This is a genomic window from Paraciimarium castrense LEGE 11436, from assembly GCF_056633055.1.
On the sequence record NZ_JBSJOW010000002.1, the window covers coordinates 331,756 to 356,912 of the forward strand.

A 25,157-nucleotide genomic window follows, 5' to 3' on the forward strand; every position below is an offset into this window, starting at 1 on the left:
AGGGGAACGCGGCTCAGCATCATGGCCTCAGTGCAAGGGGACGTGCTGACCATCGCCAGCGGCTGGATCGATGTGGTGGGCTGCGACGCCTCCGGTCTGGAGGGCCTGGCGCCGGCGGCCCGGTCTCTGCTGATGTCCGCCGGACTGGTGGCCGCCCCCGCCCGGCTGCTCCCCTGCGTGGTCGTCGGTTGCCCCGGCGCCCTCTGCCTTCCTTCGGATCGCCCTGGGGAGCTGGTCTCCCCCCTGCGCAAGGCCCTTTCCAGCGGTGAACGGGCGGTGGTGCTCGCCAGTGGCGATCCGCTCTGGTTCGGCATTGGCAGGATCCTGCTTCAGCACTTCAGCTCCGACCAGCTCCGGTTTCACCCCGCCCCCAGCTCCCTGCAGCTGGCCTTCGCCCGCCTCGGCCGTCCCTGGCAGGACGCCAGCTGGATCAGCCTCCACGGCCGGGACCCCCAACCCCTGGCGGCGGCGCTGCAGAAGCGGCCCGCCGCCCTGGCGGTGCTCACTGACCCCGGCCGGGGCGGTGCCGAGGAGGTGCGGCGGATGCTGCGTGCCTCCGGCCTGGAGGCGGCCTACGCCGTGTGGCTATGCGAGCGGCTGGGCCACCCCCAGGAGCGGGTGCAGCGGCTGGCTCCCACCGCTCCCCTACCGGCAGACCTGGATCCCCTGCACCTGGTGCTGCTGATTGCTGAACCACCGCCGCGCCCCGATCCGGCCACCCTGCCCCTGTTCGGCCTGCCGGATGGGATCTTCCTGCAACATGCCGATCGCCCCGGCCTGATGACCAAGCGGGAGGTGCGCATCCAGCTGCTGGCCGATCTGAATCTGCCGGCAGCGGGGCTGCTCTGGGACATCGGCGCCGGGGTGGGCTCCATCGGCCTGGAGGCCCTGCGGCTGCGGCCGCAGCTGCAGCTCTGGGCGGTGGAGGCCAGGGGTGGGTCCGCCGCCCTGATCCGGGCGAACGCCGAGCGCCTGGGGGTGCAGCCCCAGACCGTGCTGGAGGGCCGGGCGCCGGCGGTGTTCAGCCAGCTGCCCGATCCGGATCGGGTGCTCCTCGGCGGCGGTGGCAGCGACCGTGCGGCGATCCTGCAGGCGCTGCTGCCGCGTCTGCGGCCGGGCGGTGTGGTGGTGATCCCCCTGGCCACCCTGGAGGCCCTGGCTGAGCTGCGCCCCCTGCTGGAGCGGGCCGGCCTGGCCGTGACGGTGGCTCAGCACCAGAGCTGGAGAGGGGCGCCGCTGGCGGCGGGTACCCGCCTGGCGCCGCTGAATCCGGTGCTGGTGCTCAGGGGTGAGCGGCCCTGAAGGGCTCGATCCGCACCGCTGTGCCCACCCGGATGCCTAAGGCCGCCGCCTGACCTCCCGCCAGTTCCAGCACCCCGTCCACGGGCACGCCCGGGCCGTAGCTGGGGCAGGGGAGACGGGGGCAGGGGGTGGCTGCTGCCTCGAGGGCCACCACCTTGCCCTTGGCCACGAACAGCATGTCGAGCGGCTCGGGGGTGCGGTGCATCCAGAACCGGGCAGGGGTGGGCTGCGGGAAGGGGAACCACATGCCGCGCAGGGGCGGCAGTTCCGGCCGCAACTGCAGGCCCAGGGCCTGTTCCTGCGGTTCATCGGCCACCTCCAGCAGGATGCAGCGCTCCCTCTCCAGGCACCAGCGGGCTTCCAGGGGAAGGGTCTGGGGTGGTTCCGCCGGCTGGGCAAGGGTCCGCTGGCTGGAGGTCAGATCTGCCGCCGCGAGAGCGATCAGGGCCAGCAGCCTTGCCCCGCCCACAAGCCGCGTCACACCCAGCCGCTGCGCCACCCCCATCAGAGTCCTGCCGGGGGCGGCAGCCGCTCGCTGAGGCAGTAGCCCTGGCCGCGCACCGTGTGGATCAGGCGCCGGGCGCCACCCTCCTCCAGCTTCTGGCGCAGATAACGCACGTACACCTCGATCACATTGCTGCTGGTGGCCTGCTTCTCGTTCCATACCTGCCGCAGGATCTGATCGCGGCTCACCACGGCGCCACGCCGCTCCAGCAACAGCAGCAGCAGGGCGTATTCCCGCGCCGTGAGGGCCACCTGGCGCTGGCCGCGCCGCACGTCGCGGCTGCTGGGGTTGAGGGTCAGATCCGCCACCTGCAGGAGCTGGGTGGGCACCGCCAGGCTCTGGCGCAGGCCCAGCTGGAGCCGCAGCCGCATCAACAGATCGCTGGGGCCGAGGCTGGACAACCAGAAGTCGTCGGCGCCGGCGCTGAGGCAGTGGACACGAGCCGCCACGGTGTCGTCGCCGACGTTGAGCAGCAGGGGGATGGAGCCGAACCGCTGCCGCAACTCGTGGATCCGTCCAGCCTGGGAGGCAGCCAGCACCACCACATCGGGTTTGGAGCCACTGGATCCATCCGGCTGCCAGAGCGCGTAGCCCGAGGCCTGCAGCCGCTGACCCAAGGCTTCTGCCTCTGCCCCCAGCAGCCAGACGGTCGCCGCCGTCATGGGGTGCCGTTCCTGCTGGACAGGGGCTCGAGCTCGTTGCCGGGCTTGGCCACATGGGGCAGACCCCAGCCCAGCTTGTTGCGCAGCACCTGGAAGAACTCGTGGTCGTTGAGCCGCACGAAGCGTGCCGCGTGCTCGCTGCGGCGGATCAGCACCCGGTCTTCCGGCCAGATGTAACAGCCGGCGCTGCCGTCCACCACCATCATCAGCCGCTCGGGCGTGGCCGGGAAGATCGTCACCGGTTCCCGGTCGCTGAACACCAGCGCCCGCGAGGCCAGCGAGTGGGGCGCGATCGGCGTGAGTTGCAGCACCGGGCAGTCGGGCGTGATCACCGGGCCGCCGGCGGAGAGGGCGTAGGCCGTGGAGCCGGTGGGGGTGGAGAGGATCACGCCGTCGGCGGCGATGTCCACCGGGGCGTGGCGGCCGATGGCGATCTCGAAGTGGCACATCGAGGTGAGCGGCTCGCGGTGCAGGGCCATCTCGTTGAGGCAGAGCACCTCCCAGCGCCGCTGCTCGCTGCGCAGCACGCTCACCACCTGAAGGGTGCGCTCCTCCACCGTCCAGCTGCCGGCGATCACCTGTTCGAGCACCTCATCCAGCTGGTGCAGATAGGCCTCGGCCAGGAAGCCCAGGTGGCCGGTGTTGATCGTGAGGATCGGCACGCCGATCGGTGCGGTCTGGCGGGCTGCCGAGAGCACGGTGCCGTCGCCGCCCAGCACAATGGCCAGCTCCAGTTCCTCGCTGAAACTGGCAGGCACGCAGGCCGCATAGCCCTTGGCGCGCATCTGCTGGTCGGGATTGGCGAAGCCCACCATCCCCCCGGAGCTGCTCACCCGCAGCACCTCGCGACCGCTGGCCGTGAGCCGCGCCTCGATGGCATCTGCCGTCTTCACGGCCACCTGTTTGCCGTCATTGACGATCAGTCCGACTCGGGGCACCGATCGGTGGGCGGGGGGCCGGTTGAGTTTATGGGCGCTGGCCAGGGCGGCCTGTGCGGAGCGGCTGGCGATCAGAACTGCTCCAGGAAACGCAGATCACTGGTGTAGAGCCTGCGGATGTCGTCGATGCCGTGGCGCACCATGCAGAAGCGCTCCACGCCGAGGCCTGCGGCGAAGCCGCTCCACCGCTCCGGATCGAGGCCCATGCCCGTGAGCACGGCCGGATCCACCATGCCGCAGCCCATCACCTCCAGCCAGCGGCCCCGCCACTGCACATCCACCTCGGCGCTTGGCTCAGTGAAGGGAAAGTAGCTGGCCCGGAAGCGAACCGGCAGGTCGCCGAAAAAGCGCTGCAGAAAGGCCGTCACCGTGCCGCGCAGGTGGCTGAAGTCGAGCCCCTCGTCGATGGCCAGCACCTCCACCTGGTGGAACACCGGCGAGTGGGTGGCATCCACGGCGTCGCGGCGGTAGACGCGGCCCGGGGCGATCACCCGCACCGGCGGCGGGTTGTTCTCCAGATGGCGGATCTGCACCGGTGAGGTGTGGGTGCGCAGCAGGCGGCCGTCCTGCAGGTAAAAGGTGTCCTGCATGTCGCGGGCGGGGTGGTGCTCCGGGATATTGAGAGCGGTGAAGTTGTAGTAGTCGCTCTCGATCTCGGGCCCCTCCGACACCCTGTAGCCGAGGCCGGAGAAGATGTCCACAATCTCCTCGATTGTGCTGATCAGGGGGTGGCGGTGCCCGGGGGGCACATAGCTGCAGGGGGCGGTGACATCCAGGTTTTCCCCGGCGATGCGCTCCGCCAGGGCAGCCGCTTTGACATCCCCCAGCCGTTGGATCAGCAGGCCCTGCAACTGCTCTTTCAGCACGTTGGCCCGCTGGCCCACCAGGGGCCTCTCGGCGCCGGGCAGGCGGCCCATGGCACCGAGCACGGAGGAGAGTTTGCCTTTCTTGCCCAGCAGGCCCACCCGCAGATCTTCCAGTTCGCTGGCGCTGGCGGCGGCGGCGATGGCGGCGGCGGCCTCCGCCTCCAGGGCCTGCAGCTGGCCGTTGAGCTGCTCCAGGCTGACCCCACCAGGCCCCGAGCCGGAACTGGATGAGGAGCCGGCAGGGGAGCTGGAGGTGGCGGAGGAGGCGGCGCTCACGGCGTTCGCAGGCTCGGTGGGCAAGGGAGAGACTGTACGGAGCAGCCCTGACGTGCGCCGATGACCCCCCTGAGGATCCTGATCAGCAACGACGACGGGGTCTTTGCGGATGGCATCCGCACCCTGGCCAACGCGGCTGTGGCCCGCGGCCATGAGGTGTCGGTGGTGTGCCCGGACCAGGAGCGCTCCGCCACCGGCCACGGCCTCACCCTGCAGACTCCCATCCGGGCCGAACGGGCCGATGAGCTGTTCGACGACGGCGTGACCGCCTGGGCCTGCAGCGGCACCCCCAGCGACTGCGTCAAGCTGGCCCTGTTCTCCCTGCTGGAGAGCTGGCCGGATCTGGTGCTCTCCGGCATCAACCACGGCCCCAACCTCGGCACCGATGTGCTCTATTCCGGCACGGTGAGCGCGGCCATGGAGGGCACGATCGAAGGGCTGCCCTCCCTGGCGGTGAGCAGTGCCGATTTCCAGTGGCGCCAGTTCGTGCCCGCCGCCGCCATCGCCCTCGACGTGGCCGAGGCGATGCTGGCCGAAGGCTGGCCCGCCGGCATGCTGCTCAACCTGAATGTGCCTCCTCTGCCGGCGGAGAGCCTGGGGCCCCTCCGCTGGTGCCGCACGGCAGTGCGCCGCTACACCGACCAGTTCGACCGCCGCGTCGACCCCCGCGGCCGCACCTACTACTGGCTGGCGGGCGAGGTGGCCAACGACCTGGAGGCCAAGGTGGCCGGACCCTGCGACTGGCCCGTGGATGTGGCCCACGTCCATGGGGGCGGGATTTCGCTGTCGCCCCTGCAGCCGGAGCTGTTCTGGCGCGGCGCCACGCTGGATCTGCCCCAGCTCGAGCTGCCCCGGGAGAACCTGCCTCAGGTGGGCCTGTAGATCCGCTGCAGCAGCCAGAGGCTGATCCCCAGGCCGATCAGGTGAGCGAACAGCACCTGGGTGTTGCCCAGCACCGAGAACATTTCGATCGAGGTGATCGGCAGGCCGATCAGACGGCCGCCTCGTCCGGCCTGACCCTGCACCTGCGCCCCGAAGAACCCCGGCACCTGCTGGGAGGCCTGCACGAACAGGCTGCCGGCCATGGCCTGGTAGCCCACGGCAGCCAGGGTCAGGCCGGACAGGTCGATCAGCAGGCCGCGTTTCACCAGCCGGCCGGTCTCGCCGCGGCTGGGCCGCACCGGGCTGGCCAGGGCCCGGCCGCAGCGCACCACCAGCCAGCTCTGCCACAGGCAGCCGAGCAGCAGCAGAAACGAGAGCGTGGTGAGGGAGATTCCCGGGCCCAGCCCCAGGGCGCGGGAGGAGTCGGCGGCGAGGCGGCCGCCGATGTTGTTGAACACCAGCACCCCCACCACCACCACGGCGAGCACCAGCTGGGTCCAGAACCGTACCCAGCCCACACGCCGCAGGGCGGCGGACATCTGCTGCAGATCGAGGCGGTCAGCCATGGGTGCATCGAAACGTGCCACCCAAAGGTGCCATGGGAGGATCGGCGCGGCCTGCTCCGGCGTTGGGATCTGTCGCGTTGATACCGCTGCGAACCCCCCAGGAGGCCCAGCGCCCCACCGCCATCGCCCTCGGCAGCTTTGATGGTCTGCATCAGGGCCATCGGCGCGTGATCGCTGCCGTGGCTGGCATTGACCAGCCTGACGGGTCCGTGCCGGCCCTGGTGCCCACGGTGGTGAGCTTCTGGCCCCACCCCCGCGAGGTGCTGCATGGCGACACGCGCCTGCGGCTGGATCTGCCCTCGGAGAAGCTCGAGCTGCTCGGTCCCCTGGGCATTCGTCAGCTGGTGCTGGTGCCCTTTGACCGCCGCCTCGCCGCCCTCGATCCGGAGGCCTTCGTGGACCAGGTGCTGGTGGGGCAGTTAGATGCCCGCCGCATTGCCGTGGGCAGCAACTTTCGCTTCGGGGTGGGGCGCCAGGGCGACACCGACACCCTGATGGCCCTGGGGGCGGCCCGGGGCCTGACGGTGACGGTGCTGCCGATGCTCAGTGACGGCGGCGATCGGCTCAGCAGCAGCCGCATTCGCTGGGCCCTCGCCGCCGGTGATCTCGCCGAGGCGGAGCGGTTGCTGCAGCGGCCCTACCGCTTCAGCGGCCAGGTGGTGTCGGGGAAGGGCTTGGGCAAGGGCCTGGGCTGGCCCACCGCCAATCTGCGGGTGGACGGGCGCAAGTTCCTGCCCAAGGAAGGGGTCTATGCCGCCCGGGTCCAGCTCAACGGCCAGCTCAATGGCCAGCTGGACGGCCAGCCCACGGCGGACGGCCGCTGGCTGCCCGCCGTGATGAACCTCGGGCCCCAGCCCACCGTGGATCCCCAGGCCAGCTCAGCGGTGGAGGTGCACCTGCTGGATCAGGAGCTGGAGCTGGGCGGGCGTGAGCTGCGGGTGGAGCCTGTGGCCCTGCTGCGAACCCAGCAGCGCTTCGCCGACCTGGCCGCCCTCTGCGCCCAGATCGGCCGCGATGCCGCGGCAGCCCGCAGCCTGTTAGCCGCCGGGGTAGGCGTGGGTGAGGCCCCAGCCCATGAAGGCAGCGATGCCGCCCAGCAGCAGAATCCCTGACACGAGCACCAGCATCGGGCTGTCCGCACCGCCTTGATCCATCGGGGCCTCGTGATGGGCCAGCCGGCCCCGATCAGGACCTCCAACCTAGACAGGCCTAAACGCCCCAACTTCAGCCGGATGTGCTGATTTCACCACGCCGCCGCCGCCCCATGGCCCTACCCGATTCCCCACCAGGTCCCGCCAGTGCCCCGGAGCTGTTCCAAGGCGGCTGCGGTGCCCTGGGGCCTGCGGATGACCTGGCCGTGCGGCGCCTGATCGATGCCAACCTCGACCGGGCCCGCGAAGGCCTGCGGGTGCTGGAGGACTGGGCCCGCTTTGGGCTGGAGCGGGCCGACCTGGTGAGCCGCACCAAGGGCATGCGCCAGACCCTGGGGCTGCTGCACCGTGACGCCTACAAGCTGGCCCGCCACACCGCCAGCGACTCTGGCGCCGGCCTCGGCCACCCCGCCCAGGCGGAGCGCCGCCAGCCCGCCCAGGTGGTGGCCGCCAATGCCGCCCGGGTGCAGGAGGCCCTGCGGGTGCTGGAGGAGTTCGGCCGCAGCGGTGATCCCCCCCTGGCGGCGGCGGCGGCGGCCATCCGCTACGACCTCTACGACCTGGAGGTGGCCCTGTTGCGGGGCCGCGGCGATGGGGCCAGCCGCCGCCAGCTCCTGGCCCGCTGCCACCTCTATCTGGTGACCAGCCCCATGCCCGAGCTGGAGGCCGTGGTGGCCGCCGCCCTCGTCGGCGGCGTGCGGCTGGTGCAGTACCGGGCCAAGCCCGGCAGCCCTGGCCCCGATGGTGCCCCGCTCAGCGACGGGCAGCGGTTGGAGCAGGCCCGCGCCCTGCGGCGCCTCTGCTCCGACCATGGCGCCCTGTTCCTGGTGAACGACCGCATTGATCTGGCCCTGGCGGTGGATGCCGATGGGGTGCACCTGGGCCAGGACGACCTGCCGCCCGCCGTGGCACGGCGGCTGCTGGGGGAGGGGCGGCTGATCGGCCGCAGCACCCATGCCCTGCCCCAGCTCCAGCAGGCCCTGCGGGATGGCTGCGACTACGTGGGCGTGGGGCCGGTGCAGGCCACCCCCACCAAGCCGGGCCGGGCCCCGGTTGGGATCGAGTACGTGCGCCAGGCCGCGGCGGCCTGCCCGATTCCCTTCTTCGCCATCGGTGGCCTGGGCCTGGAGACGATCCCCCAGCTGCAGCGGGTGGGCGCCGAGCGGATCGCGGTGGTGCGGGCGATCACGGAGGCCGCCGACCCCGCCGCCGCCAGCCGTGCCCTGCTCACTGGCCTGGGTCGGCCCAGTTGAGCCAGGGGCGTGGAGTCCCCTAGCTTCAGAGCCCTGAGGCCCATGGGGGCCAGGCGATCACCATGCCCCTAGAGGATCCCGGCGCCGCCATCACGATTCAGCTGAACGGTGAAGCCCGCCAGTGCCCCGCGGACCAGAGCCTCGAGCAGCTGCTGCCCCAGCTGGGCTACCGCCCCCAGCTCGTGGTGGTGGAATTCAACGGCACGATCCTGCCGCGTCAGCACTGGGCTCAGCAGCAGGTGGTGGAATCCGATGTGCTGGAGGTGGTCACCATCGTGGGAGGTGGTTCCTAGATTTTTCCCACTCGCACCGGCCCTGTTGCCGCTTTCCAACTCCCCCAAGCCCACCCAGGCCCTCTCTGGCCAGCCACGCTGGCGCCGCAGCTGGTGGCGTCGCACGGTGAGCCTGCTGGCCCTGCCCGCCCTGGTGATCACGCTGTTGCTCTGGGCGCCTGAACCCTCAATGGCGGCCCGGGGCGGCCGCATCGGCGGCGGCAGCTTCCGCGCCGCCCCCTCCCTGCCCCGCGGTGGCGGCGGTGGCGGCTTCGGTGGCGGCATGCGCGGCGGTGGTGGCATGCGGGGTGGCGGCATCGGCTTCCCCTTCCTGATTCCGATCTTCGGGTTCGGCGGTGGCGGCCTGTTCGGCTTCCTGATCCTGATGGCCGTGGTGGGCCTGATCGCCAATGCCCTGCGGGGTGTCAGCGGCGGCAGCCCCTCCCTGCCGGGCGGCTCCGGCTATGCCCCCCGGGTCGATGGCCCGGTCACGATCAGCCAGCTGCAGGTGGGCCTGCTGGCCTCGGCCCGCGATCTCCAGAACGACCTGCGCGCCCTGGCTGGCCGCGCTAACACCGGCTCCAGCAGCGGGCTGCAGACCGTGCTCCAGGAGACCACCCTCTCCCTGCTGCGCCATCCGGACCTTTGGGTCTACGCCAATGCGGAAGTGGGCCAGGTGCCCTTTGCCAGCGCCGAGTCCACCTTCAACCGCCTCTCCATGGCGGAGCGCAGCAAGCTCGACGCCGAACTCACCACCAACGTGGCGGGGCGCCGCTCCGAATTGGCCCCTACGGCCGCCGGTGACAGCGATGCGGGCAGTGATTTCATCGCCGTGACCCTGATCGTGGCCTCGCGCCAGAAGCTCACGATCAAGGGAGCCTCCACGGCTGAAGCGCTGCGTCAGTCGCTGCAGGTGCTGGGGGGCGTGGCCAGTTCCGATCTGCTGGCCATCGAGGTGATCTGGCAGCCCGATGGCACCGGAGACGTGTTCAGCACCGAGGAGCTGCTCACGGCCTACCCCCAGCTTCAGCACCTCTGAGGATGCGCAGGGCGGCCATGGCCGCCCCGTAGCCGTTGTCCACGTTCACCACGGTGAGCCCCGGGGCGCAGCTGGCCAGCATGCCGTGCAGGGCAGCCATGCCGCCGGCACTGACGCCGTAGCCCACCGCCACCGGAACGCCGATCACCGGCTGTGGCAGCAGGCCCGCCAGCACCGTGGGCAGGGCCCCTTCCATGCCGGCGCAGGCGATCAGCACTTGCATCGATCGCAGCATGGGCAGCTGGTCCAGCAGGCGGTGCAGACCCGCCACGCCCACATCCAGCACCAGCTCGGCGGCCACCCCATGGCAGTGCAGGGCCAGGAGCGCTTCGCTGGCCACGCCGAGATCACTGCTGCCGGCCCCCAGCACGGCCACCCGGGTGGTTGCGCTGCTCGCAGAGGCCAGGGCTGTTGCCGCTGATGCCGGTACAGCGAAGGTGAGGCAACGGGCCTCGGGGTGATAGCGCAGGGCCGGGGCGCTCAGAAGGGCTCCCACGGCCTCGGCTTTCTGCAGTGACACCCTGGTCACCAGCAGCACCTCGCCGGCGCTCCAGAGCTTGGTGGCGATGGCGGCGATCTGCTCGGCGCTCTTGTGCTCGCCCCACACCGCTTCCACCATGCCGAGACGCTGGCGGCGCTGCAGGTCGAGGCGGTGATCCAGGGGGGGCGCGGGTTCGTTCATGGCCGGGGCGGTGTCAGGGCTTGATCCACACCATCTCCACCAGGGCTGGCGTGACCCACAGGCTGGCGCGCCGCTGGGCCTGCTCCAGCTCGTTCAGCAGGGCCTGCTGCTCGGCGCTGGTCCACTGGCCGGCTGTGATCAGCTGCTGGGGGTAGGAGTGCAGAAAATCCCGCAGCCAGGCGGCCTTGGGCGCCTCCGCAGGGCAGCAGGCCATCAGGCTGCGGCAGTGCTGCAGCCGCAACCCCCGTTGCTCCAGCAGCGGCGGCAGGCGAGCGGCCACATCGGGATCGCCGCCATGCTGGCGCCAGTGGCTGATGCAGCGCCGCACGAAGCGCTCGAGCATGGGCACTCCCGGCTGAACCGCAAAGGTGTCCCAGCGCACGTACTCGTGCAGCACCAGCCTCCCGCCTGGCCGGAGGGCGTGCTGCACCAGATCCAGCAGGGGATCCAGGTTGGGCAGAAACATGGCCAGCCAGCGACACCAGGCCCCATCCCAGCGGGCTGCGCCAAGGGCTGAAGGGGGCAGCTGGGGCTGGCCCAGGTCGTGCTGCAGCCCCAGCAGCTGACCCAGCCGCTGGCTGCGGGCTTGCTCCCGCAAGTGCTCGAGAAAGTGATTGGAGCGGTCGATGCCCAGCACCGTGCCCTGCGACCCCACCACTCTGGCCAGATCCAGGCTGGCGAAACCGGGGCCGCAGCCCAGATCCAGCAATCGATCGCCAAGGCTGAACCCGGCCCGCTGCCAGGCCGCCCCGCAGTCGTCACGCCAGATCGCGTGCTGCCGGCCGAGCCGGGCAACCTCATTGGCATCACAGCCGAGCAGGTAGTCCTCGCTGTAGGGGGGTGAGAGGGCTTCAGCCATCGCCCGGGGGGTCACGCTGGAGCGGGGGCTCGGGCTGCGGCTGCAGCTTGGCTGCGTAGACCAGGGGAAACGGATCGGCCGTGGCGCCGCCGGTGAGCTGCCTGGCCAGCCGCTCAAAGTGCTCCTGCTCCGCGGCCACCTCGGCCTTGGGGATGGCCGACCACTGCTCAGGGCTGGCCCAGCGGATCAGCAGGGTGCCCTCCTGCCGCTCCGGATCCCAGAACAGCTCCCGCCCCAGAAAGCCCTCCTGCTGGTTCAGCCAGGGCCCCCAGCTGGCCGCTTCAGCTCTCAGCCAGGCCTTGCGGTGCTCGGCTGGCACTCCCAGGCGCAGCAGTTCCACAACGCCAGTTTCGGCTGTGCTGGTCTGGGAGGACCCGCTCATGGGGCCTCGGGCCGCAGCGGGAGAACTGATCCCGCCGAGCAGTGCGGCCAGCAGCAGCGCCAGCAGCAGCCGTCGCAACGACCTCGGCAGGTCGCCCAGCCAAGGCAAGACCGCTCGGGGGGCTGGATTGCGGGGTGAGGTCATGGTCGTTGCAGCAGGGCCACGGCATGGCAGGAGATGCCCTCCTCGCGGCCCTCGGCGCCGAGCCGTTCATTGGTGGTGGCCTTGACGCCCACCTGGTCGTCAGCGAGGCCGAGTCGAGCGGCGATGGCGGCGCGCATGGCCGGGATGTGGGGCTTGAGCTTCGGCCGTTCCGCCACTACCACGCTGTCGAGGTTCACGATCCGCCAGCCGCGTTCCATCACCAGGGCCATCACCTGCTCCAGCAGCACGAGGCTGTCGGCGCCCTTCCAGCGGGCGTCCTCCGGTGGGAAATGCTGGCCGATGTCGCCAAGGGAGAGGGCGCCGAGCAGGGCATCCATGATGGCGTGCACAAGCACATCGGCGTCGCTGTGGCCGTCGAGGCCCAGCCCCTCGGGATGCACGAGGCTCTGGCCTCCCAGAATCAGGGGGCGTCCCGGCAGCAGGCGGTGGATGTCGTAGCCATTGCCGATCCGCAGGGTCGGGGGGTCTGTCATGGTGTTGAGATGTGGAGCAAGGGGTTGCTCCGAGTCTGCTCCGTGCCCTGGGGGGCGCTCCGTAGGGCCAGCCCCGCATCTGCTCAGACACTGCCAGGCCGTTACCTAGTCCGCTGACCCACCAGGCAGCTCGGCCGGAGCTCCCTCTGCCAGCACCAGCAGACGGTTGCCGTCGCGCCCCATCACGGTCACCGTGCTGCCTGGGGCCAGGGGGCGGCTGGTCTCGAGGTTGGTGGCGGCCCAGCTCTGGCCCTGCCAGCGCACCCGCCCCTCCGCAGCGCTCTCGAAGCCGCTGATCACGCAGGCCCGCTGGCTGTGGCCGCTGGCTGGGATCGAGCGCTCGCGGCTGCGCCGCTCCCAGCCCCGCAACGCCAGCAGCCCCAGGCCACTCAACAGGGCGAAGGCGATCACCTGCAGCAGCGGCGGCCAGGGCAGCAGGGCGCTCAGCACCGACACCACCAGGGCCGCGACCGCCGCCGCCATCAGTCCATCAAATTCAGCCCCCAGCCCTTCGAGACCCAGCAGGGCCAGCCCTACCAGCAGCCAGATCACCGATGCCAGCGCCATGGGCCAAGGGGTGGTGCCGATCCATGCTGGCCTGGCCCCGGGGCAGACGGGGAACGGGGCGCTCAGGCCGGCCAGCACACCTAGCCTGATCCAGGGCAGGTCTGCCTCGTCGCCGTGCCCGCCACCCCTTAGCCCCCTCCCCGCCATGGAAGCCCTGTTCAGCCTGCCGGCCCTGGTGGTGATGGCCTTTCTGGGCATCAACAGCGTCAAGGTCACCAGCGGCGGCCAGTCGCGGCTGGTGGAGCGCCTCGGCAAGTACGACCGCCAGCTGCAGCCGGGCCTCTCCTTCGTGCTGCCCGTGGTGGAGAAGGTGGTGAGCCACGAGTCGCTCAAGGAGCGGGTGCTCGACATCCCGCCCCAGCAGTGCATCACCCGCGACAACGTGTCGATCGAGGTGGATGCGGTGGTGTACTGGCAGCTGCTGGAGCACTCCCGCGCCTATTACGGCGTCGACAACCTGCAGGCCGCCATGGTGAACCTGGTGCTCACCCAGATCCGGGCCGAGATGGGCAAGCTCGACCTCGATCAGACCTTCACCACCCGCCAGGAGGTGAACGAGGCCCTGCTGCGCGAGCTGGATCTGGCCACCGATCCCTGGGGCGTGAAGGTGACGCGGGTGGAACTGCGCGACATCCATCCCTCCGCCGGGGTGCAGCAGGCGATGGAGCAGCAGATGACAGCCGAGCGCGAGAAGCGCGCCGCGATCCTGCGCTCCGAGGGGGTGCGCGACAGTGAGCTCAACGCCGCCCAGGGCCGGGCCCAGGCGCTGCTGCTGCAGGCCGAGGCGGAGGCCAAGCAGCAGAGCCTCCAGGCCGAGGCCCGCGCCGCCGCCGCCACCCGGCTGGCCGAGGCGATCGAGGCCAATCCCGCCGCCGCCGAGGCCCTGCGCCTGCTGCTCGCCAGCGACTGGATGGCCATGGGCGAACAGATGGCCCACGCCAAGGGCGGCAGCGTGCTGATGGTGGACCCCCAGAGCCCGGCCGCCCTGTTGACGGCCCTCAGGGGGCTGCAGAACGGCCAGGGATGAACTGCAGGGACCATCGCTATGGCGGCGGCTGCTCAGACTGCCAGCGCTGGTAGAGGTCGGGGCGGCGCTCGGCGGTGCGCTGCTGCTGCTGCTCCAGGCGCCAACGGGCCACGGCGCCGTGGTCACCGCTGCGCAGCACGGCCGGCACCTCCAGGCCGCGAAAGCTGGCGGGGCGGGTGTAGTGGGGGTGCTCAAGCAGCAGAGCGCTGTGGCTTTCCTCCTCCAGGCACACGGCGCTGCCCACCGTGCCCGGCAGCAGCCGCACGACGCCGTTGATGACCACCGCCGCCGGCAGCTCGCCGCCGGTGAGCACGAAATCGCCGATCGACACCTCCTCATCGGCCAGCAGCCGGATGCGCTCATCAAAGCCCTCGTAATGGCCGCACAGCAGCACCAGCTGGTCGGCCGTGCTGGCCCAGCGGCGCAGGTCGGCCTGCCGCAGCGGTTGGCCCTGGGGGCTCATCAGCAGCACCCGGCGCCGTGGCAGCACCGGGATCGCCTCCACCGCGGCGAACACCGGTTCGGGCTTGAGCACCATGCCGGCACCGCCGCCGTAGGGCACGTCGTCCACCTTGCGGTAGCGGTCGCTGGCATGGTCGCGGGGGTTGTGCACGTGCAGTTCGGCGATGCCGGCGGCAAAGGCGCGGCCGATCACCCCCAGGCTGAGCAGCGGCGTGAAGGCTTCTGGAGTGAGGCTCACCACATCGAGGCGCATGGCGTCAGCCGCCGCTGGCCGGCTTGCTCACCCGGCGGATCTCGCTGCTGAAGCTCGCCTGGCCTGGTGTGCCGTCGGCCTGGCGCTCCACCGTGCTGCGCAGGCGCAGGTTGGGCTTGGTGAACCAGATGCGCTCGCGCACCTCGCGATCCCCCCGGCTGAAGCACAGCTCCAGACTGCCATCGGGCCACAGCTCCCAGTGGCCCTCCAGGCTGCCGGCAGAGTCAGCTTCCACAGAGCCCTCTGCTGATCTACTGCTGCTGAAGCGGCCATCGGCGCTGAACAGCAGCTCCCGCGGCGGGGCGTTCCTGGGGCCTACTCGCAGGCCGCCGGGGTCTTTGCCGCTCGGTTCCAGGAAGGACACCACCAGCTCACCGCGCTCGCTGCTGTGCCATTCATCGCCGTTGGCTCCCTCCTCCTCCACAACCTCGCCGAGGGCAAACTGGCTGCGCAGGCCCATCCACTCGCCGGCGCAGAAACGCAGGAAGGCTCCGATCTCCTCGGGCGGAAAGGCTGGGGTGTCGCTCATGGGCCCATCCTCTCAGCCGCCTGCCCCTGGGTGGCTCTCAGTCGCCCCGGTAGCCCAGCTCCGCCAGGCGGGCGGCGTTGCGTCGCCAGCCCGGCACCACCTTCACGAACAGCTCCAGGTAGACGGGGCCGGAGAACACCTTCTCCATCTGCAGCCGGGCCCCCTGGCCGATGGTCTTGAGCATGCGGCCCCCCTTGCCGATCAGGATGCCCTTCTGGCTGGAGCGCTCCACCAGCACCGTGGCCAGCACGGCGGTGCGGGGACCGTCGTCCACCACCCGATCGATGCTCACCGCCACCGAGTGGGGCACCTCCTCGCGGGTGTGGGTGAGCACCTGCTCGCGGATCAGCTCGGCCATCAGCAGCTGCTCGGGCTGGTCGCTCACCGCATCGGCCGGGTAGAGCTGGGGGCCGGGGGGCAGGTCCTGGCTGAGGGCCTCCACCAGCTCCGTGGTGCCCTCGCCGCTGAGGGCGCTCACCGGGTGCAGGGGCCAGCCAAGCGCCTGGCTGTCTCCGGGGCTGGCGAAATCCCCCCGACCGGCCAGCAGGTCGCGGTAGCTGCCCGCCAGGGCCGCGGCCTGTTCGGGCGGCACCAGATCGTGCTTGTTCAGGGCCAGGTGCACCGGGGCGCGGCAGTGGCGCAGCAGTTCCACAATGAAGCCATCACCCCGGCCGGCCGGCTGGCTGCCATCCACCAGCAGCAGCACCACATCCACCTCGCCGATGGCACTGCGGGCCGTTTTCACCAGGCGCTCGCCCAGCAGGTGGTGGGGCTTGTGGATGCCGGGGGTGTCGAGCAGCACCAGCTGGGCCGCCGCGGTGGTGAGGATCGCCCGCAGCCGGTTGCGGGTGGTCTGGGCCACCGGGGAGGTGATCGCCACCTTTTCCCCCACCAGCTGGTTCAGCAGGGTGGACTTTCCCACGTTGGGCCGCCCCACCAGGGCCACGAAGCCGGAGCGAAACGGGCCATCCGTGGGGGAGGGCTGCAGCATCCGGGCCGACTCGGCTGGATCCGGAATGGGAAGAAGCACCCCCTCGGCTTCAGCCGCGTGAGCAGCCGCTTCAGGGGCGGCGTTGCTGGACTCGCTGGAGGACACGGTGGCGGGCATGGTGCCCTCAGTCTGGGCATGGGCCGCGCCCGATGGCCCGGGCCGCGGACCTCGGGCCCGGATTCCATAACCTCAGAGACCGCCGCACCCCTCCCATCGCGATCGCCATGACCACCACACCCCTTGAACCGACTTTCCAGCAGGCCATGGAGATCACGGCGCAGTGGCTGGCGCTCTGGGACAACGGCGAGCTCAGTGATGAGGTGCTCGCCGATCGACTCGGGGAGCTGGTGGCGAGCCGGGATGGGGCCCGCGGTTTCTTCGTGGTGAGCCTGGTGGGCGACTGTCCGCTGATGGACCGGCTGCCCGAGCCGCTGGTGCTGCAGCTGAGGGCTGCGGGGGCGGGGGTGGTGGATCTCACCGCCCGCAACCTGGCCATGAGCACCGCCATGGCCCTGCACCACGGCCGCGCCGACGATGCCGAACAGCAGCAGGCCTCCCTGCGGGTGGCCAGCCGCTGCACCGAGCTGCTGCGCCTGCTGGAGCCCCTCAGCGTCAAGGAGCGGCTGGAAACGCTGCTGGCGGCCTCCGCCGCTGCCGAGGGTGAGGATGTGGCCTTTCTGGATCGCTGGGGTTATGACGCCGAGCAGCGCCAGGCCATCGCCGCAGCCGTGGAGGCCGTTGCGGAGGATTGAGCGGTGAAGTCCAAACGTCCACGGTCTCCCGTTGCGGTTCCAAACAAAAAGCGCCCCAAGGGGGCGCAGTGAGCTCGAAAACTTGGGATCAAGTTCAGTAGAGCACTGAAGTCGAAGTCGGTCCCAAATTGACGTTTAGTCGCGGCGGCCACCGCCCTGCAGGGCAATGATCAGCCGCAGGATGAAGATGAAGAGGTTGATGTAGGTGAGGTACATCCCCAGGGCGCCGGCCAGGTACTGGTCATCGTTGTAGGTGCGGGGCATCGTGTAGAAGTCCACGAAGGCCGCGCCGATGAACAGCACGGTGCCGAAGCCGGCGATCAGCAGTTCAAAGCCGTTGCCCCCGAACATGCCGGGCACGAACAGGCTGCCGACGATCTGCACCACCATGGCGATCAGCAGGCCGATGATGCCCAGGCCCACCACGGCGCTGAGGGCCTGGCCGACGCTTTCGCTCATGCGGCGGCCCGCAAAGGAGGCCACCACGAAGGTGATCCCGGTGGCCAGGGTGGCCGTGCCGATGGCCCCCACGCCGGCCACGGAGAGGGCGTAGGACACGATGCCGCTCAGCGTGAAGCCCGTGATCAGGCTGTAGGCCGCCAGCAGTGGCAGGGCCGTGGCGTTGTTGCCCTTGGCGGCCACGTTCTGGGCCACGAAGAAGAGGATGAAGTTGCCGATCAGGGCCACCCAGAAGAGGGGCATGAACAGGGCCTGATTGGCGGCCATCAGGGCCAGGCCGCCCATCACCCCACCGGCGGTGAGGACCATGCCACCGCCGACGTAGGGAAGGGCCTTGTTGACCACATTGGGGCCCACCAGGGCGCTCGATTGCGCCTCGCGGATGGCCTCCTGGAAATTGCTGCTGGCCGGCATGGCGCACCGGGAAATCGAACTGGGAACATCCTGGCAGTGCCGGCGCCTCCGTGCCCGCCCCCGTAGGCCTCTGACAGGTGTGGATCTCCCTATGACGTCCGCCTGGGAGGGGCTGGGCTCTGGCGGCGGGCATCGCACTGGGCGTAGGCGGTGACCAGGCGCTGCACCAGCGGGTGGCGCACCACGTCGGCGGCCCCGAGCCGACAGACGGCGATGCCCTCGACTCCCTCCAGCACCTCAGCTGCCTCCTTCAGGCCGCTGGTGACCCCGGGGGGCAGATCAAGTTGCGTTGGGTCGCCGGTGACCACCATGCGGGAGTTCTCGCCCAGGCGCGTGAGCACCATGCGCATCTGGGCAGCAGTGGTGTTCTGGGCCTCATCGAGGATCACGAAGGCATCGGCCAGAGTGCGCCCGCGCATGTAGGCCAGGGGCGCCACCTCAATCACCCCCTTCTCCAGCAGGGAACTGGTGCGCTCCGTGCCCAGCAGGGCGTGCAAGGCGTCGTAGAGGGGGCGCAGATAGGGATCCACCTTCTGCTGCAGGTCGCCGGGCAGAAAGCCCAGCCGTTCGCCGGCCTCCACCGCCGGCCGGGTGAGGATCAGCCGCTGCACCTTGCGGTCGGTGAGCATGCGCACGGCCAGCACCGTGGCCAGAAAGGTCTTGCCGGTACCGGCAGGGCCCAGGGCCAGGGTGAGGTCATGGCTCTCCATCGCCTCCACGTAGGCCTTCTGGCGCAGGGTGCGGGGCCGCAACAACTGGCCGCTCTGGCTTCTGGCCAGCACCTGCTCGCCCAGGGCCCGGTGGGCGTCGCCCTGGTTGGTGTCGAGGGCCTGCAGGGCCGTCTGCAGGTCCACCGGTGTGATGGCCTGGCCTCCCTGCCAGAGGGGGCGCAGCATCTCCACCAGGGTCTGGGCCCGCTCGAGCTGGCGGGGCCGGCCTCCGATCCACAGGTCGAGACCATGGAGCACCAGCGAGGCCCCGGTGAGGGCCTCCAGGCGCCTCAGGGTGGCTTCCGCCTCACCGGCAAGAGCCAGGGCGGCGGCGGCATCAGGCAGGGCCACGGAGGCGCCGCTGCGGCCTCCGGACTCTGCTGCGGGGCTGGAGCTCAAGCCTCGGCAGCAGGCTCGGCGGCGGCAGCCGCAGCGGCCTCGGCCTCAGCAGCAGCGGCCTTGGCCGCAGCGGCCTCGCGGGCCTCCTTCTTGGCGGCGGCTTCCTTGGCGGCGGCCTGCTTGGCCTGGCCCACCACGACGGAGGAGCGCACGGTCTTGGTGACCAGACCGCCCCGCTCGAGCAGGCTCAGCACGGTGGCGGTGGGCTGGGCGCCCTGGGCCAGGCGGGCGCGGATCGCCTCGGTGTCGAGGCGGGTCTCCTTGGTGCGGGGGTTGTAGAAGCCGAGCTCCTCCAGCGGCCGACCATCCCGACGGGAGGTGCTGTTCGTCGCCACGAGGCGGAAGCTCGCTTCCCGCTTCTTGCCGAACCGCTTCAGGCGGAGCTTGATCATCGGGGCTGTGCCGCTAGGTGTCCAAAGAAGCAATGTACCTCCCGGCGTGCCCCCCTAGAGCTGGCCGAAGCCCTTGCGTTTCTTGGGGGGTTTGTGGGCCTTGCGGGCGCGGGCAGCCGGCGGCCCCATGCCCGGCATGCCGCCGCCCATGCCTGGCAAGCTCCCCATCCCGGGGAAGCCGCCCATGCCGGGCATTCCCCCCATGCCTGGCATGCCGCCGCCCCGGGTCATCTGCTGCATGAAGCCACGCATCTTCTGGAAGTCGGTCAGCACCTTGTCCACCTCGGCGGGGGTGTGGCCGCTGCCGGCGGCGATGCGCCGCCGGCGCGAGGGGGTGGAGGCGAGCAGATCGGGATTTTCCCGTTCGGCGGCCGTCATCGAGCTGATCATCGCCTCGATCTTGCCCAGCTGTTCTTCGCCCTGGCGCAGCATGCCGTCGTCGATCTTGTTCATCCCCGGAATCATTTTCATCAGCCCGCCCAAGGAGCCCATGCGCTTGATCAGGCGCATCTGCTGCACGAAATCGGAGAAGTCGAAGCTGGCTTCCTGCAGCTTCTGCTGCATGCGCGTCATATCGGCCAGCTCCACCTCCTTCTGGGCTTTCTCCACCAGGGTGAGTACATCCCCCATGCCGAGGATGCGGCTGGCCATCCGCTCGGGGTGGAAGGGCTGCAGGGCCTCCACCTTCTCGCCGGTGCCGATGAACTTGATCGGAGCGCCGCTCACCTTGCGGATCGAGAGGGCGGCACCGCCGCGCGAGTCGCCGTCCAGCTTGGTGAGCACCGCTCCGGTGATGCCCACCTGCTCGTGGAAGGCGCGGGTGAGCTCGGCGGCCTCCTGACCGATCATCGAGTCCACCACCAGCAGCACCTCATCGGGGCTGCAGGCCTCCCGGATCCGCACCATCTCCTCCATCATCGACGCATCGATCTGGAGACGGCCGGCGGTGTCCACCAGCACCGTGTCGAAGCCCTCGGCCCTGGCCTTGGCGATACCCGCCGCCGCGATGGCCTCCGGGCTGGCGTCGGTGCCCAGGCTGAACACCTCCACGCCGATCTGGCCGCCGAGGGTGCGGAGCTGTTCGATGGCCGCCGGGCGGTAAACGTCGGCGCCCACCAGCAGGGCCTTGCGCCCCTGCTCCTTGAGGTGCAGGCCGAGCTTGGCGGTGGCGGTGGTCTTGCCGGCGCCCTGGAGGCCGGCCATCAGCACCACGGAGGGAGACTCCGCCGTCCCCCCAGCGGCCAGGGGGGCGTTTTCGCCACCCATCACCTCCACCAGCTGTTCGTGCACCACCTGGATGAACTTCTGATCGGGGCTGATGCCCCGCACCACCTCGGCGCCGACGGCCTTGCGACGCACCTCGTCGACGAAGTCCTTCACCACCGGCAGGCTCACATCGGCCTCCAGCAGGGCGCGGCGCACCTGTTTCAGGGCCCCTTCGACGTTGCCCTCGGTGATGGCCGCCTGGCCCCTCAGGTTCTTGACGGCGTCTTCAAACCGCTGGGAGAGCTCGTCGAACATCGCGGAGAGGGCCTGGGGGGAGGAGGGCGCGGGGGCACCGCTGCCACCGATGGTAAAAACCGGCGCGGCTGGCGCTGGCCTCAGCGCAGGGGCGAGAAGCTCACCACCCGCCAGGTGTCCCCGTCGCGGGCGAACACGTAGCGGTTGCGCAGATCGGCCTGGGCCGCCTCGCCGGCTGGCTTGCCGGCGGCGTCGATCGGCTGTGAGCTGTAGCGCAGGCTCACCACGGCGGCGATGCGCCTGGGGGAGCGCTCCTCGATCGTGAGCCCGTTCACGGTGGTGTTGAGCCTGAGGGTCTGCTGCCTGGCGGCGGATTCGCGCCGCTGTTGCTCCAGGTAGGTGATCTCCCCCTGGCGGGCCATGGTGTCGAGCGGCGCCGGGCTCTCGCCGCCGGCCAGCACGGCGGCCTTGGCCGCCAGCCAGGCTTCGAGCAGGGCCTGCACCTGCGCCTGCGAGGGCTCTGCCACCTGCAGCGGCACAGGCAGGGCGGGCTCCGGGGTGGGCGGGGCTGCTGCGTCGGTGCCGGCGGGCGGCGCCTGAGGCTCAGCCGGTGTGGTTTCCACCGGGATCGGCATGGGCTGGGGCCTTGGCCGCAGCAACGCCCACAGGCCAGCGCCGAGCACTCCGGCCGCCACCACAGCCACCAGGAGGCGGCCGCGGCGGCTGCGCGGCAGCCGCAGGCGCTTGCTGTGTCTGCTCAGGTTGAGGCCCTTGGAACGTCTCCAGCGCGGCAGGGCGACGCTCGGCAACCGCAGTTCAGGCATTCTCACCGCCGGCATCCGCAGCGAGGGCAAGGCCATGGAGGGCAGAGCCGCCCGTAGTCGGGCTGTCCAGGACGGCTTGGCCTCGCTGTCCATCCGGCTGCCGTGATCGCGATCGCTCTCCAGGCCCAGTGACGGGTCGACCTCAGGCCAGTGCCCCTCCAGGCCGTCCGGCGCGGCAGAGCTCTCCAGCCAGCCGGCCTGGCTGAACAGATCCCCGGTGGGTGGATCAACCTGAATCAGCGGTGGCGGCATCCGCTCGATGAAGGTCTGCACATCGCGGTCGGCGAAATAGGCCTCCAGGTCAGGGTCGGCGTCCAGGTCGCGGTAGCCGCGCAACACGTCGCCCCTGAGCCAGTCGCGGCAGTAGTCGCACAGCTGGGCCAGGGGATCGCCGCTGCGCTGCTCCGCCCACTCCTTCAGGGTGGCGTCCTCACTGGCGCCCCCCTTGAACACGTGCTGGGCGGCCTCCACCTGGCCCAGCAGCAGATGCAGGCAGGCCAGGAGCGGCTGGATGCCGTCCTGGCCCGAGGTCTGCAGCCGTTGCATGGCAGCAGCGATCCGCTCCGGTTTGCGCTGGGCAAAGCCGGAGGCAGTGAGGGCGGTGCTGGCCAGGAAGTCGGCCACGGGTGATTGATCGGCCCAGCGGCTGAACAGGTCCACCTGCTCCTGCACGGTGAGGTAGCTCCGTATCTGCAGGAAGAAGGCCTGAAACTCCTGGGGGCTCATGCCCGCCGAACTGGTTCCCTCCAGGCCACCCCGCTCCTGCACCAGTTCCTCCAGCAGCTTCAGCCCCTCGGCACGCTCTTCGGTGGCAGAGAGGCTGCGGCTGAGCAGGTCGAGCACCCGGAAAGGCCGCAGCTGGGCGAGCTCATCGGCCACCCGTTGCCGCAGGGTGGGGTGCTGGCCCATGCGCTGCAGGAGCTGCAGGCCGTCGCGCAGGGTGAGGGCGGCGGCCTCGTAGCGCCGTTGCCGCTGCAGCTCGGCACCGCTGGCCAGGCAGGCCAGACCGGCCAGCAGGCTGAGGTCGCTCTCGCGGCCGCTGCCGAGGGTGGGGGCCTGGGGCGGCTGCAGCAGGCGCCGCGCCAGGCTGAAACACTCCAGCGGTTGATCGGCTTCCAGCAGCAGCAGCAGGCCGCCCAGCTCGCGGCTGGTGGGAATCTCCAGGGCCGCCTGCAGCGACTGGTTCTCGCCGCCCAAGGCGGTGAGCTCCGACTCGTAGGCCTCGCGGCGGGGGGAGTCGGTGAGCAGATCGGCGCTCAGCCGCAGAAGGGCTTCCCGGGCCTGCAGCGTCTCGGCGGTGAACCCCTGCTCCGGAGCCCGGTTGAGGCGCTGCTCAAGGGTTCTCAATACGGACTGCGCATCCGTGGTCGGGCTGACACCGAGCAACCGGAAGTGATCGATCGGCAGTTCCAACCCGAGCTTGCCGCAGTGGCCGAGTGTAGACAGGGACTCTGGTTTTGGCAGCGCCCCGAACACTTCCAGTGCCCAGACCCCGTACAGTTCGATTCAGGATCCGGCGTTGCCCCAGGCCCGCTTGACGAGCTTTCCCCCATGACCCAGGCAGACACCAGTCGCAACATTTCGGCGGCCTCCGGCCTGGCCGACTCCGGCGTTCCGGGCTGTTCCGCCGAGTCCACCCACGTGGCGGGTCCCCACGCGGAGCGCCTGGAGAACCTCTACCCCGCCACCCCCGCCACGGTGACGCGGGAGGAGGGCTTGATGCTCTACCGCGACATGACCCTGGGCCGTCGCTTCGAGGACAAGTGCGCGGAGATGTACTACCGCGGCAAGATGTTCGGCTTCGTGCACCTCTACAACGGCCAGGAGGCCGTGAGCACGGGGGTGATCAAGGCCATGAAGGCCCAGCACGACTGGTTCTGCAGCACCTACCGCGACCATGTGCATGCCCTCAGCTGCGGCGTGCCGGCCCGCCAGGTGATGAGCGAACTGTTCGGCAAGGAAACAGGCTGCAGCAAGGGCAGGGGCGGCTCGATGCACCTGTTTTCACGGGAACACCATCTCCTGGGCGGCTATGCCTTCATCGGCGAGGGCATCCCCGTGGCTCTCGGGGCCGCCTTCACCAGCCGCTACAAGCGCGATGCCCTCGGCGATGCCGGCAGTGATTCCGTCACGGCGGCCTTCTTCGGCGACGGCACCTGCAACATCGGCCAGTTCTACGAGTGCCTGAACATGGCCTCGCTCTGGAAGCTGCCCATCCTGTTCGTGGTGGAAAACAACAAGTGGGCCATCGGCATGGACCACAACCGCGCCACCAGCGATCCCGAGATCTGGCGCAAGGCCGCCTCCTTCGGCATGGCCGGCGAAGAAGTCGATGGCATGGATGTGCTGGCGGTGCGGGCGGCTGCCCAGCGGGCGGTTCAGCGCGCCCGGGCCGGCGAGGGTCCCACCCTGCTGGAGTGCCTCACCTACCGCTACCGGGGGCACTCTCTGGCCGACCCCGATGAGTTGCGGGCCGAGGCCGAGAAGGCCTTCTGGGCGAAGCGCGACCCGATCAAACGGCTCGGGGGCCAGTTGGTGGAGCAGCAGCTGGCCACGGCCGAGGAGCTCAAGGCCATCGAGAAGGAGATCGACGCTGAGATCAGCGACTGCGTCTCCTTTGCCCTCTCGGCCCCCGAGCCCAACCCCGAAGAGCTCACCCGCTACATCTGGGCCGAGAACTGAGCTGCCCAGCGCTGAGCCGACGAGAACTGAGCAGCCCTACAGCCCGTGCAGCCTGGCCTGCTCGGCCGCGGCCCGGAACACCAGGCTGTGGCGCTCCACCAGCTCAGGCAGGCTGCCGTAGCCGCCGCCGATCACGCTGGCCACGGGGATGCTCCGGCGCAGGCAGGCATCGAACACCAGGCGGTCGCGATTGAGCAAGCCCGCGTCGCTGAGGCAGAGCTTGCCGAGCCGATCATCGCGGTGGGGGTCGACGCCGGCGTTGTAGAGCACCAGCCCCGGGCGCCATTGATCCAGCAGATCGGGCAAGACATCGCCCACGGCCTGGAGGTAAGCGCGATCCTCCAGGCCATCGGCCAGGGGGATGTCGAGGTCGCTGGTCTGCTTGCGCAGGGGGAAGTTGCTCTCTCCATGGGCGGAGAGGGTGAACACCCTCGGCTCGCCGGCGAAGATGGCCGCCGTGGCATCGCCCTGGTGCACATCCAGATCCACCACCATCAATCGCTCAACCAGGCCTTCGGCCAGCAGCACCCGGGCCGTCACGGCCACGTCGTTGAAGATGCAGAAGCCGCTGCCCTGGGCGGGGAACGCATGGTGGGTGCCGCCGGCCAGGTGGCAGGCCGCGCCGTGGCGCAGGGCCAGCCGCGCCGTCAGCAGGGTGCCCCCCACCGACAGCCAGGTGCGCCGCACCAGGGGCGTGGTGGCGGGCAGGCCGATGCGGCGCTGGTCGGCCCTGGGGAGCTCTCCGAGGGCGAAGGCCTGGTGATAGCCGCGGGGATGCACCAGCTCCAGGCTGCGTCGGGGGATGGGCAGCGGTTGGTGCAGGTTGGCGGCCGGGGCCAGATCCAGGGCCCGCAGGCGCTCGAACAACAGCCTGAACTTGGCCATCGGAAAGCGATGGCTGCTGGGCAGCGGGGCCGAGTAGGCGGGGTGGTAAACGAGTGGCGGAAGCACCCTGCCGGTTC

The 25,157-nt window shown here is 70.4% G+C and carries 28 protein-coding genes; 9 read left to right on the forward strand and 19 right to left on the reverse strand.

The genetic code is table 11. The features are described 5' to 3' along the window. Positions 1 to 21: 21 nt before the first annotated feature. A complete protein-coding gene (gene cbiE, locus ACWJIO_RS05495; RefSeq protein ID WP_480311904.1) occupies positions 22 to 1,302 on the forward strand; it encodes a precorrin-6y C5,15-methyltransferase (decarboxylating) subunit CbiE in 1,281 nt (426 codons plus the stop codon). Here the strand turns inward: cbiE and ACWJIO_RS05500 are convergent. The 4 genes from ACWJIO_RS05500 to pheS form a co-directional block, all read right to left on the reverse strand. Beyond that, a complete protein-coding gene (locus ACWJIO_RS05500) occupies positions 1,283 to 1,807 on the reverse strand; it encodes a DUF192 domain-containing protein (protein ID WP_480311905.1) in 525 nt (174 codons plus the stop codon). The two genes, cbiE and ACWJIO_RS05500, sit on opposite strands and share 20 nt — an antisense overlap. Then, entirely contained in the window at positions 1,807 to 2,469 is a 663-nt protein-coding gene (locus ACWJIO_RS05505) for a winged helix-turn-helix transcriptional regulator (RefSeq protein WP_480311906.1), read from the reverse strand. The genes ACWJIO_RS05500 and ACWJIO_RS05505 overlap by 1 nt, the downstream gene beginning before the upstream one ends. Next, entirely contained in the window at positions 2,466 to 3,407 is a 942-nt protein-coding gene (locus ACWJIO_RS05510; RefSeq protein WP_480311908.1) for an NAD(+) kinase, read from the reverse strand. The genes ACWJIO_RS05505 and ACWJIO_RS05510 overlap by 4 nt, the downstream gene beginning before the upstream one ends. Before the next feature lie 71 nt (positions 3,408 to 3,478). Beyond that, positions 3,479 to 4,468: a phenylalanine--tRNA ligase subunit alpha gene (gene pheS, locus ACWJIO_RS05515; RefSeq protein WP_480311981.1), complete on the reverse strand. Its 990-nt coding sequence runs from the start codon at positions 4,466 to 4,468 to the stop codon at positions 3,479 to 3,481. 141 nt (positions 4,469 to 4,609) lie between these two features. Between pheS and surE the strand changes: the two genes are divergently transcribed. Beyond that, positions 4,610 to 5,431: a 5'/3'-nucleotidase SurE gene (gene surE, locus ACWJIO_RS05520; RefSeq protein WP_480311909.1), complete on the forward strand. Its 822-nt coding sequence runs from the start codon at positions 4,610 to 4,612 to the stop codon at positions 5,429 to 5,431. Here surE and ACWJIO_RS05525 read toward each other — a convergent pair. Then, entirely contained in the window at positions 5,416 to 5,997 is a 582-nt protein-coding gene (locus ACWJIO_RS05525) for a DUF3611 family protein (protein ID WP_193915946.1), read from the reverse strand. The two genes, surE and ACWJIO_RS05525, sit on opposite strands and share 16 nt — an antisense overlap. Positions 5,998 to 6,074: 77 nt before the next feature. Between ACWJIO_RS05525 and ACWJIO_RS05530 the strand changes: the two genes are divergently transcribed. The 4 genes from ACWJIO_RS05530 to ACWJIO_RS05545 all read left to right on the forward strand — a co-directional run bounded on the left by ACWJIO_RS05530 (position 6,075) and on the right by ACWJIO_RS05545 (position 9,712). Then, a complete protein-coding gene (locus ACWJIO_RS05530; protein ID WP_480311910.1) occupies positions 6,075 to 7,109 on the forward strand; it encodes a bifunctional riboflavin kinase/FAD synthetase in 1,035 nt (344 codons plus the stop codon). A gap of 152 nt (positions 7,110 to 7,261) precedes the next feature. Continuing rightward, the gene (locus ACWJIO_RS05535; protein ID WP_480311912.1) at positions 7,262 to 8,401 is read left to right on the forward strand and encodes a thiamine phosphate synthase; all 1,140 of its coding nucleotides are present in this window, start codon (positions 7,262 to 7,264) and stop codon (positions 8,399 to 8,401) included. Positions 8,402 to 8,463: 62 nt separating this feature from the next. Continuing rightward, a complete protein-coding gene (gene thiS, locus ACWJIO_RS05540) occupies positions 8,464 to 8,694 on the forward strand; it encodes a sulfur carrier protein ThiS (RefSeq protein WP_186699023.1) in 231 nt (76 codons plus the stop codon). 106 nt (positions 8,695 to 8,800) lie between these two features. Then, positions 8,801 to 9,712 (forward strand): DUF1517 domain-containing protein, encoded by a 912-nt coding sequence (locus ACWJIO_RS05545; RefSeq protein ID WP_480311982.1) that lies wholly within the window; start codon positions 8,801 to 8,803, stop codon positions 9,710 to 9,712. On the opposite strand, the gene larB is transcribed toward ACWJIO_RS05545, so the two are convergent. The 5 genes from larB to ACWJIO_RS05570 all read right to left on the reverse strand — a co-directional run bounded on the left by larB (position 9,681) and on the right by ACWJIO_RS05570 (position 12,840). Continuing rightward, entirely contained in the window at positions 9,681 to 10,394 is a 714-nt protein-coding gene (gene larB, locus ACWJIO_RS05550; protein WP_480311913.1) for a nickel pincer cofactor biosynthesis protein LarB, read from the reverse strand. The two genes, ACWJIO_RS05545 and larB, sit on opposite strands and share 32 nt — an antisense overlap. A 13-nt stretch (positions 10,395 to 10,407) precedes the next feature. Then, positions 10,408 to 11,253 carry a methyltransferase domain-containing protein gene (locus ACWJIO_RS05555; protein ID WP_480311915.1) on the reverse strand — a complete coding sequence of 282 codons (846 nt, stop codon included), beginning with the start codon at positions 11,251 to 11,253 and terminating at the stop codon, positions 10,408 to 10,410. Then, positions 11,246 to 11,779, reverse strand: a complete 534-nt coding sequence (locus tag ACWJIO_RS05560) for a TIGR03792 family protein (protein ID WP_480311916.1) — start codon at positions 11,777 to 11,779, stop codon at positions 11,246 to 11,248. The genes ACWJIO_RS05555 and ACWJIO_RS05560 overlap by 8 nt, the downstream gene beginning before the upstream one ends. After that, entirely contained in the window at positions 11,776 to 12,273 is a 498-nt protein-coding gene (gene ispF, locus ACWJIO_RS05565; RefSeq protein ID WP_480311917.1) for a 2-C-methyl-D-erythritol 2,4-cyclodiphosphate synthase, read from the reverse strand. The genes ACWJIO_RS05560 and ispF overlap by 4 nt, the downstream gene beginning before the upstream one ends. Positions 12,274 to 12,378: 105 nt before the next feature. Next, on the reverse strand, positions 12,379 to 12,840 hold the full coding sequence (locus ACWJIO_RS05570) for an NfeD family protein (protein ID WP_480311918.1): 462 nt from the start codon (positions 12,838 to 12,840) through the stop codon (positions 12,379 to 12,381). Positions 12,841 to 12,985: 145 nt separating this feature from the next. On the opposite strand from ACWJIO_RS05570, the gene ACWJIO_RS05575 reads away from it, so the two are divergent. Continuing rightward, positions 12,986 to 13,867 carry an SPFH domain-containing protein gene (locus ACWJIO_RS05575; RefSeq protein WP_480311919.1) on the forward strand — a complete coding sequence of 294 codons (882 nt, stop codon included), beginning with the start codon at positions 12,986 to 12,988 and terminating at the stop codon, positions 13,865 to 13,867. Positions 13,868 to 13,883: 16 nt separating this feature from the next. Here the strand turns inward: ACWJIO_RS05575 and trmD are convergent, their stop codons facing one another. From trmD to era, 3 genes are read right to left on the reverse strand one after another with little or no spacing between them, the layout of a single operon-like run. Continuing rightward, positions 13,884 to 14,582 (reverse strand): tRNA (guanosine(37)-N1)-methyltransferase TrmD, encoded by a 699-nt coding sequence (gene trmD, locus ACWJIO_RS05580; protein WP_480311920.1) that lies wholly within the window; start codon positions 14,580 to 14,582, stop codon positions 13,884 to 13,886. 4 nt (positions 14,583 to 14,586) lie between these two features. Continuing rightward, positions 14,587 to 15,111, reverse strand: a complete 525-nt coding sequence (locus tag ACWJIO_RS05585; protein WP_480311922.1) for a phycobiliprotein lyase — start codon at positions 15,109 to 15,111, stop codon at positions 14,587 to 14,589. 37 nt (positions 15,112 to 15,148) lie between these two features. Beyond that, entirely contained in the window at positions 15,149 to 16,102 is a 954-nt protein-coding gene (era, locus tag ACWJIO_RS05590; RefSeq protein WP_480311984.1) for a GTPase Era, read from the reverse strand. Positions 16,103 to 16,326: 224 nt separating this feature from the next. Between era and ACWJIO_RS05595 the strand changes: the two genes are divergently transcribed. Continuing rightward, on the forward strand, positions 16,327 to 16,854 hold the full coding sequence (locus tag ACWJIO_RS05595; protein WP_480311986.1) for a hypothetical protein: 528 nt from the start codon (positions 16,327 to 16,329) through the stop codon (positions 16,852 to 16,854). 135 nt (positions 16,855 to 16,989) lie between these two features. On the opposite strand, the gene ACWJIO_RS05600 is transcribed toward ACWJIO_RS05595, so the two are convergent. The 5 genes from ACWJIO_RS05600 to ACWJIO_RS05620 form a co-directional block, all read right to left on the reverse strand. Further along, on the reverse strand, positions 16,990 to 17,727 hold the full coding sequence (locus ACWJIO_RS05600; RefSeq protein ID WP_480311923.1) for a Bax inhibitor-1/YccA family protein: 738 nt from the start codon (positions 17,725 to 17,727) through the stop codon (positions 16,990 to 16,992). An 89-nt stretch (positions 17,728 to 17,816) separates the two neighbouring features. Beyond that, the gene (locus ACWJIO_RS05605; RefSeq protein WP_480311924.1) at positions 17,817 to 18,836 is read right to left on the reverse strand and encodes a PhoH family protein; all 1,020 of its coding nucleotides are present in this window, start codon (positions 18,834 to 18,836) and stop codon (positions 17,817 to 17,819) included. Then, on the reverse strand, positions 18,833 to 19,228 hold the full coding sequence (gene rpsP / locus ACWJIO_RS05610; protein WP_480311925.1) for a 30S ribosomal protein S16: 396 nt from the start codon (positions 19,226 to 19,228) through the stop codon (positions 18,833 to 18,835). The genes ACWJIO_RS05605 and rpsP overlap by 4 nt, the downstream gene beginning before the upstream one ends. Before the next feature lie 54 nt (positions 19,229 to 19,282). Continuing rightward, entirely contained in the window at positions 19,283 to 20,749 is a 1,467-nt protein-coding gene (gene ffh, locus ACWJIO_RS05615) for a signal recognition particle protein (protein WP_480311926.1), read from the reverse strand. Positions 20,750 to 20,829: 80 nt separating this feature from the next. Next, positions 20,830 to 22,926: an IMS domain-containing protein gene (locus ACWJIO_RS05620; RefSeq protein ID WP_480311927.1), complete on the reverse strand. Its 2,097-nt coding sequence runs from the start codon at positions 22,924 to 22,926 to the stop codon at positions 20,830 to 20,832. A 138-nt stretch (positions 22,927 to 23,064) separates the two neighbouring features. On the opposite strand from ACWJIO_RS05620, the gene pdhA reads away from it, so the two are divergent. Then, positions 23,065 to 24,195, forward strand: coding sequence for a pyruvate dehydrogenase (acetyl-transferring) E1 component subunit alpha (gene pdhA, locus ACWJIO_RS05625; protein WP_480311928.1), 1,131 nt, complete (start codon positions 23,065 to 23,067; stop codon positions 24,193 to 24,195). Between the two features lie 36 nt (positions 24,196 to 24,231). Here the strand turns inward: pdhA and ACWJIO_RS05630 are convergent, their stop codons facing one another. Next, complete coding sequence (locus ACWJIO_RS05630) at positions 24,232 to 25,146, reverse strand: histone deacetylase family protein (protein ID WP_480311932.1); 915 nt, start codon at positions 25,144 to 25,146, stop codon at positions 24,232 to 24,234. Between the last annotated feature and the right edge of the window lie 11 nt (positions 25,147 to 25,157).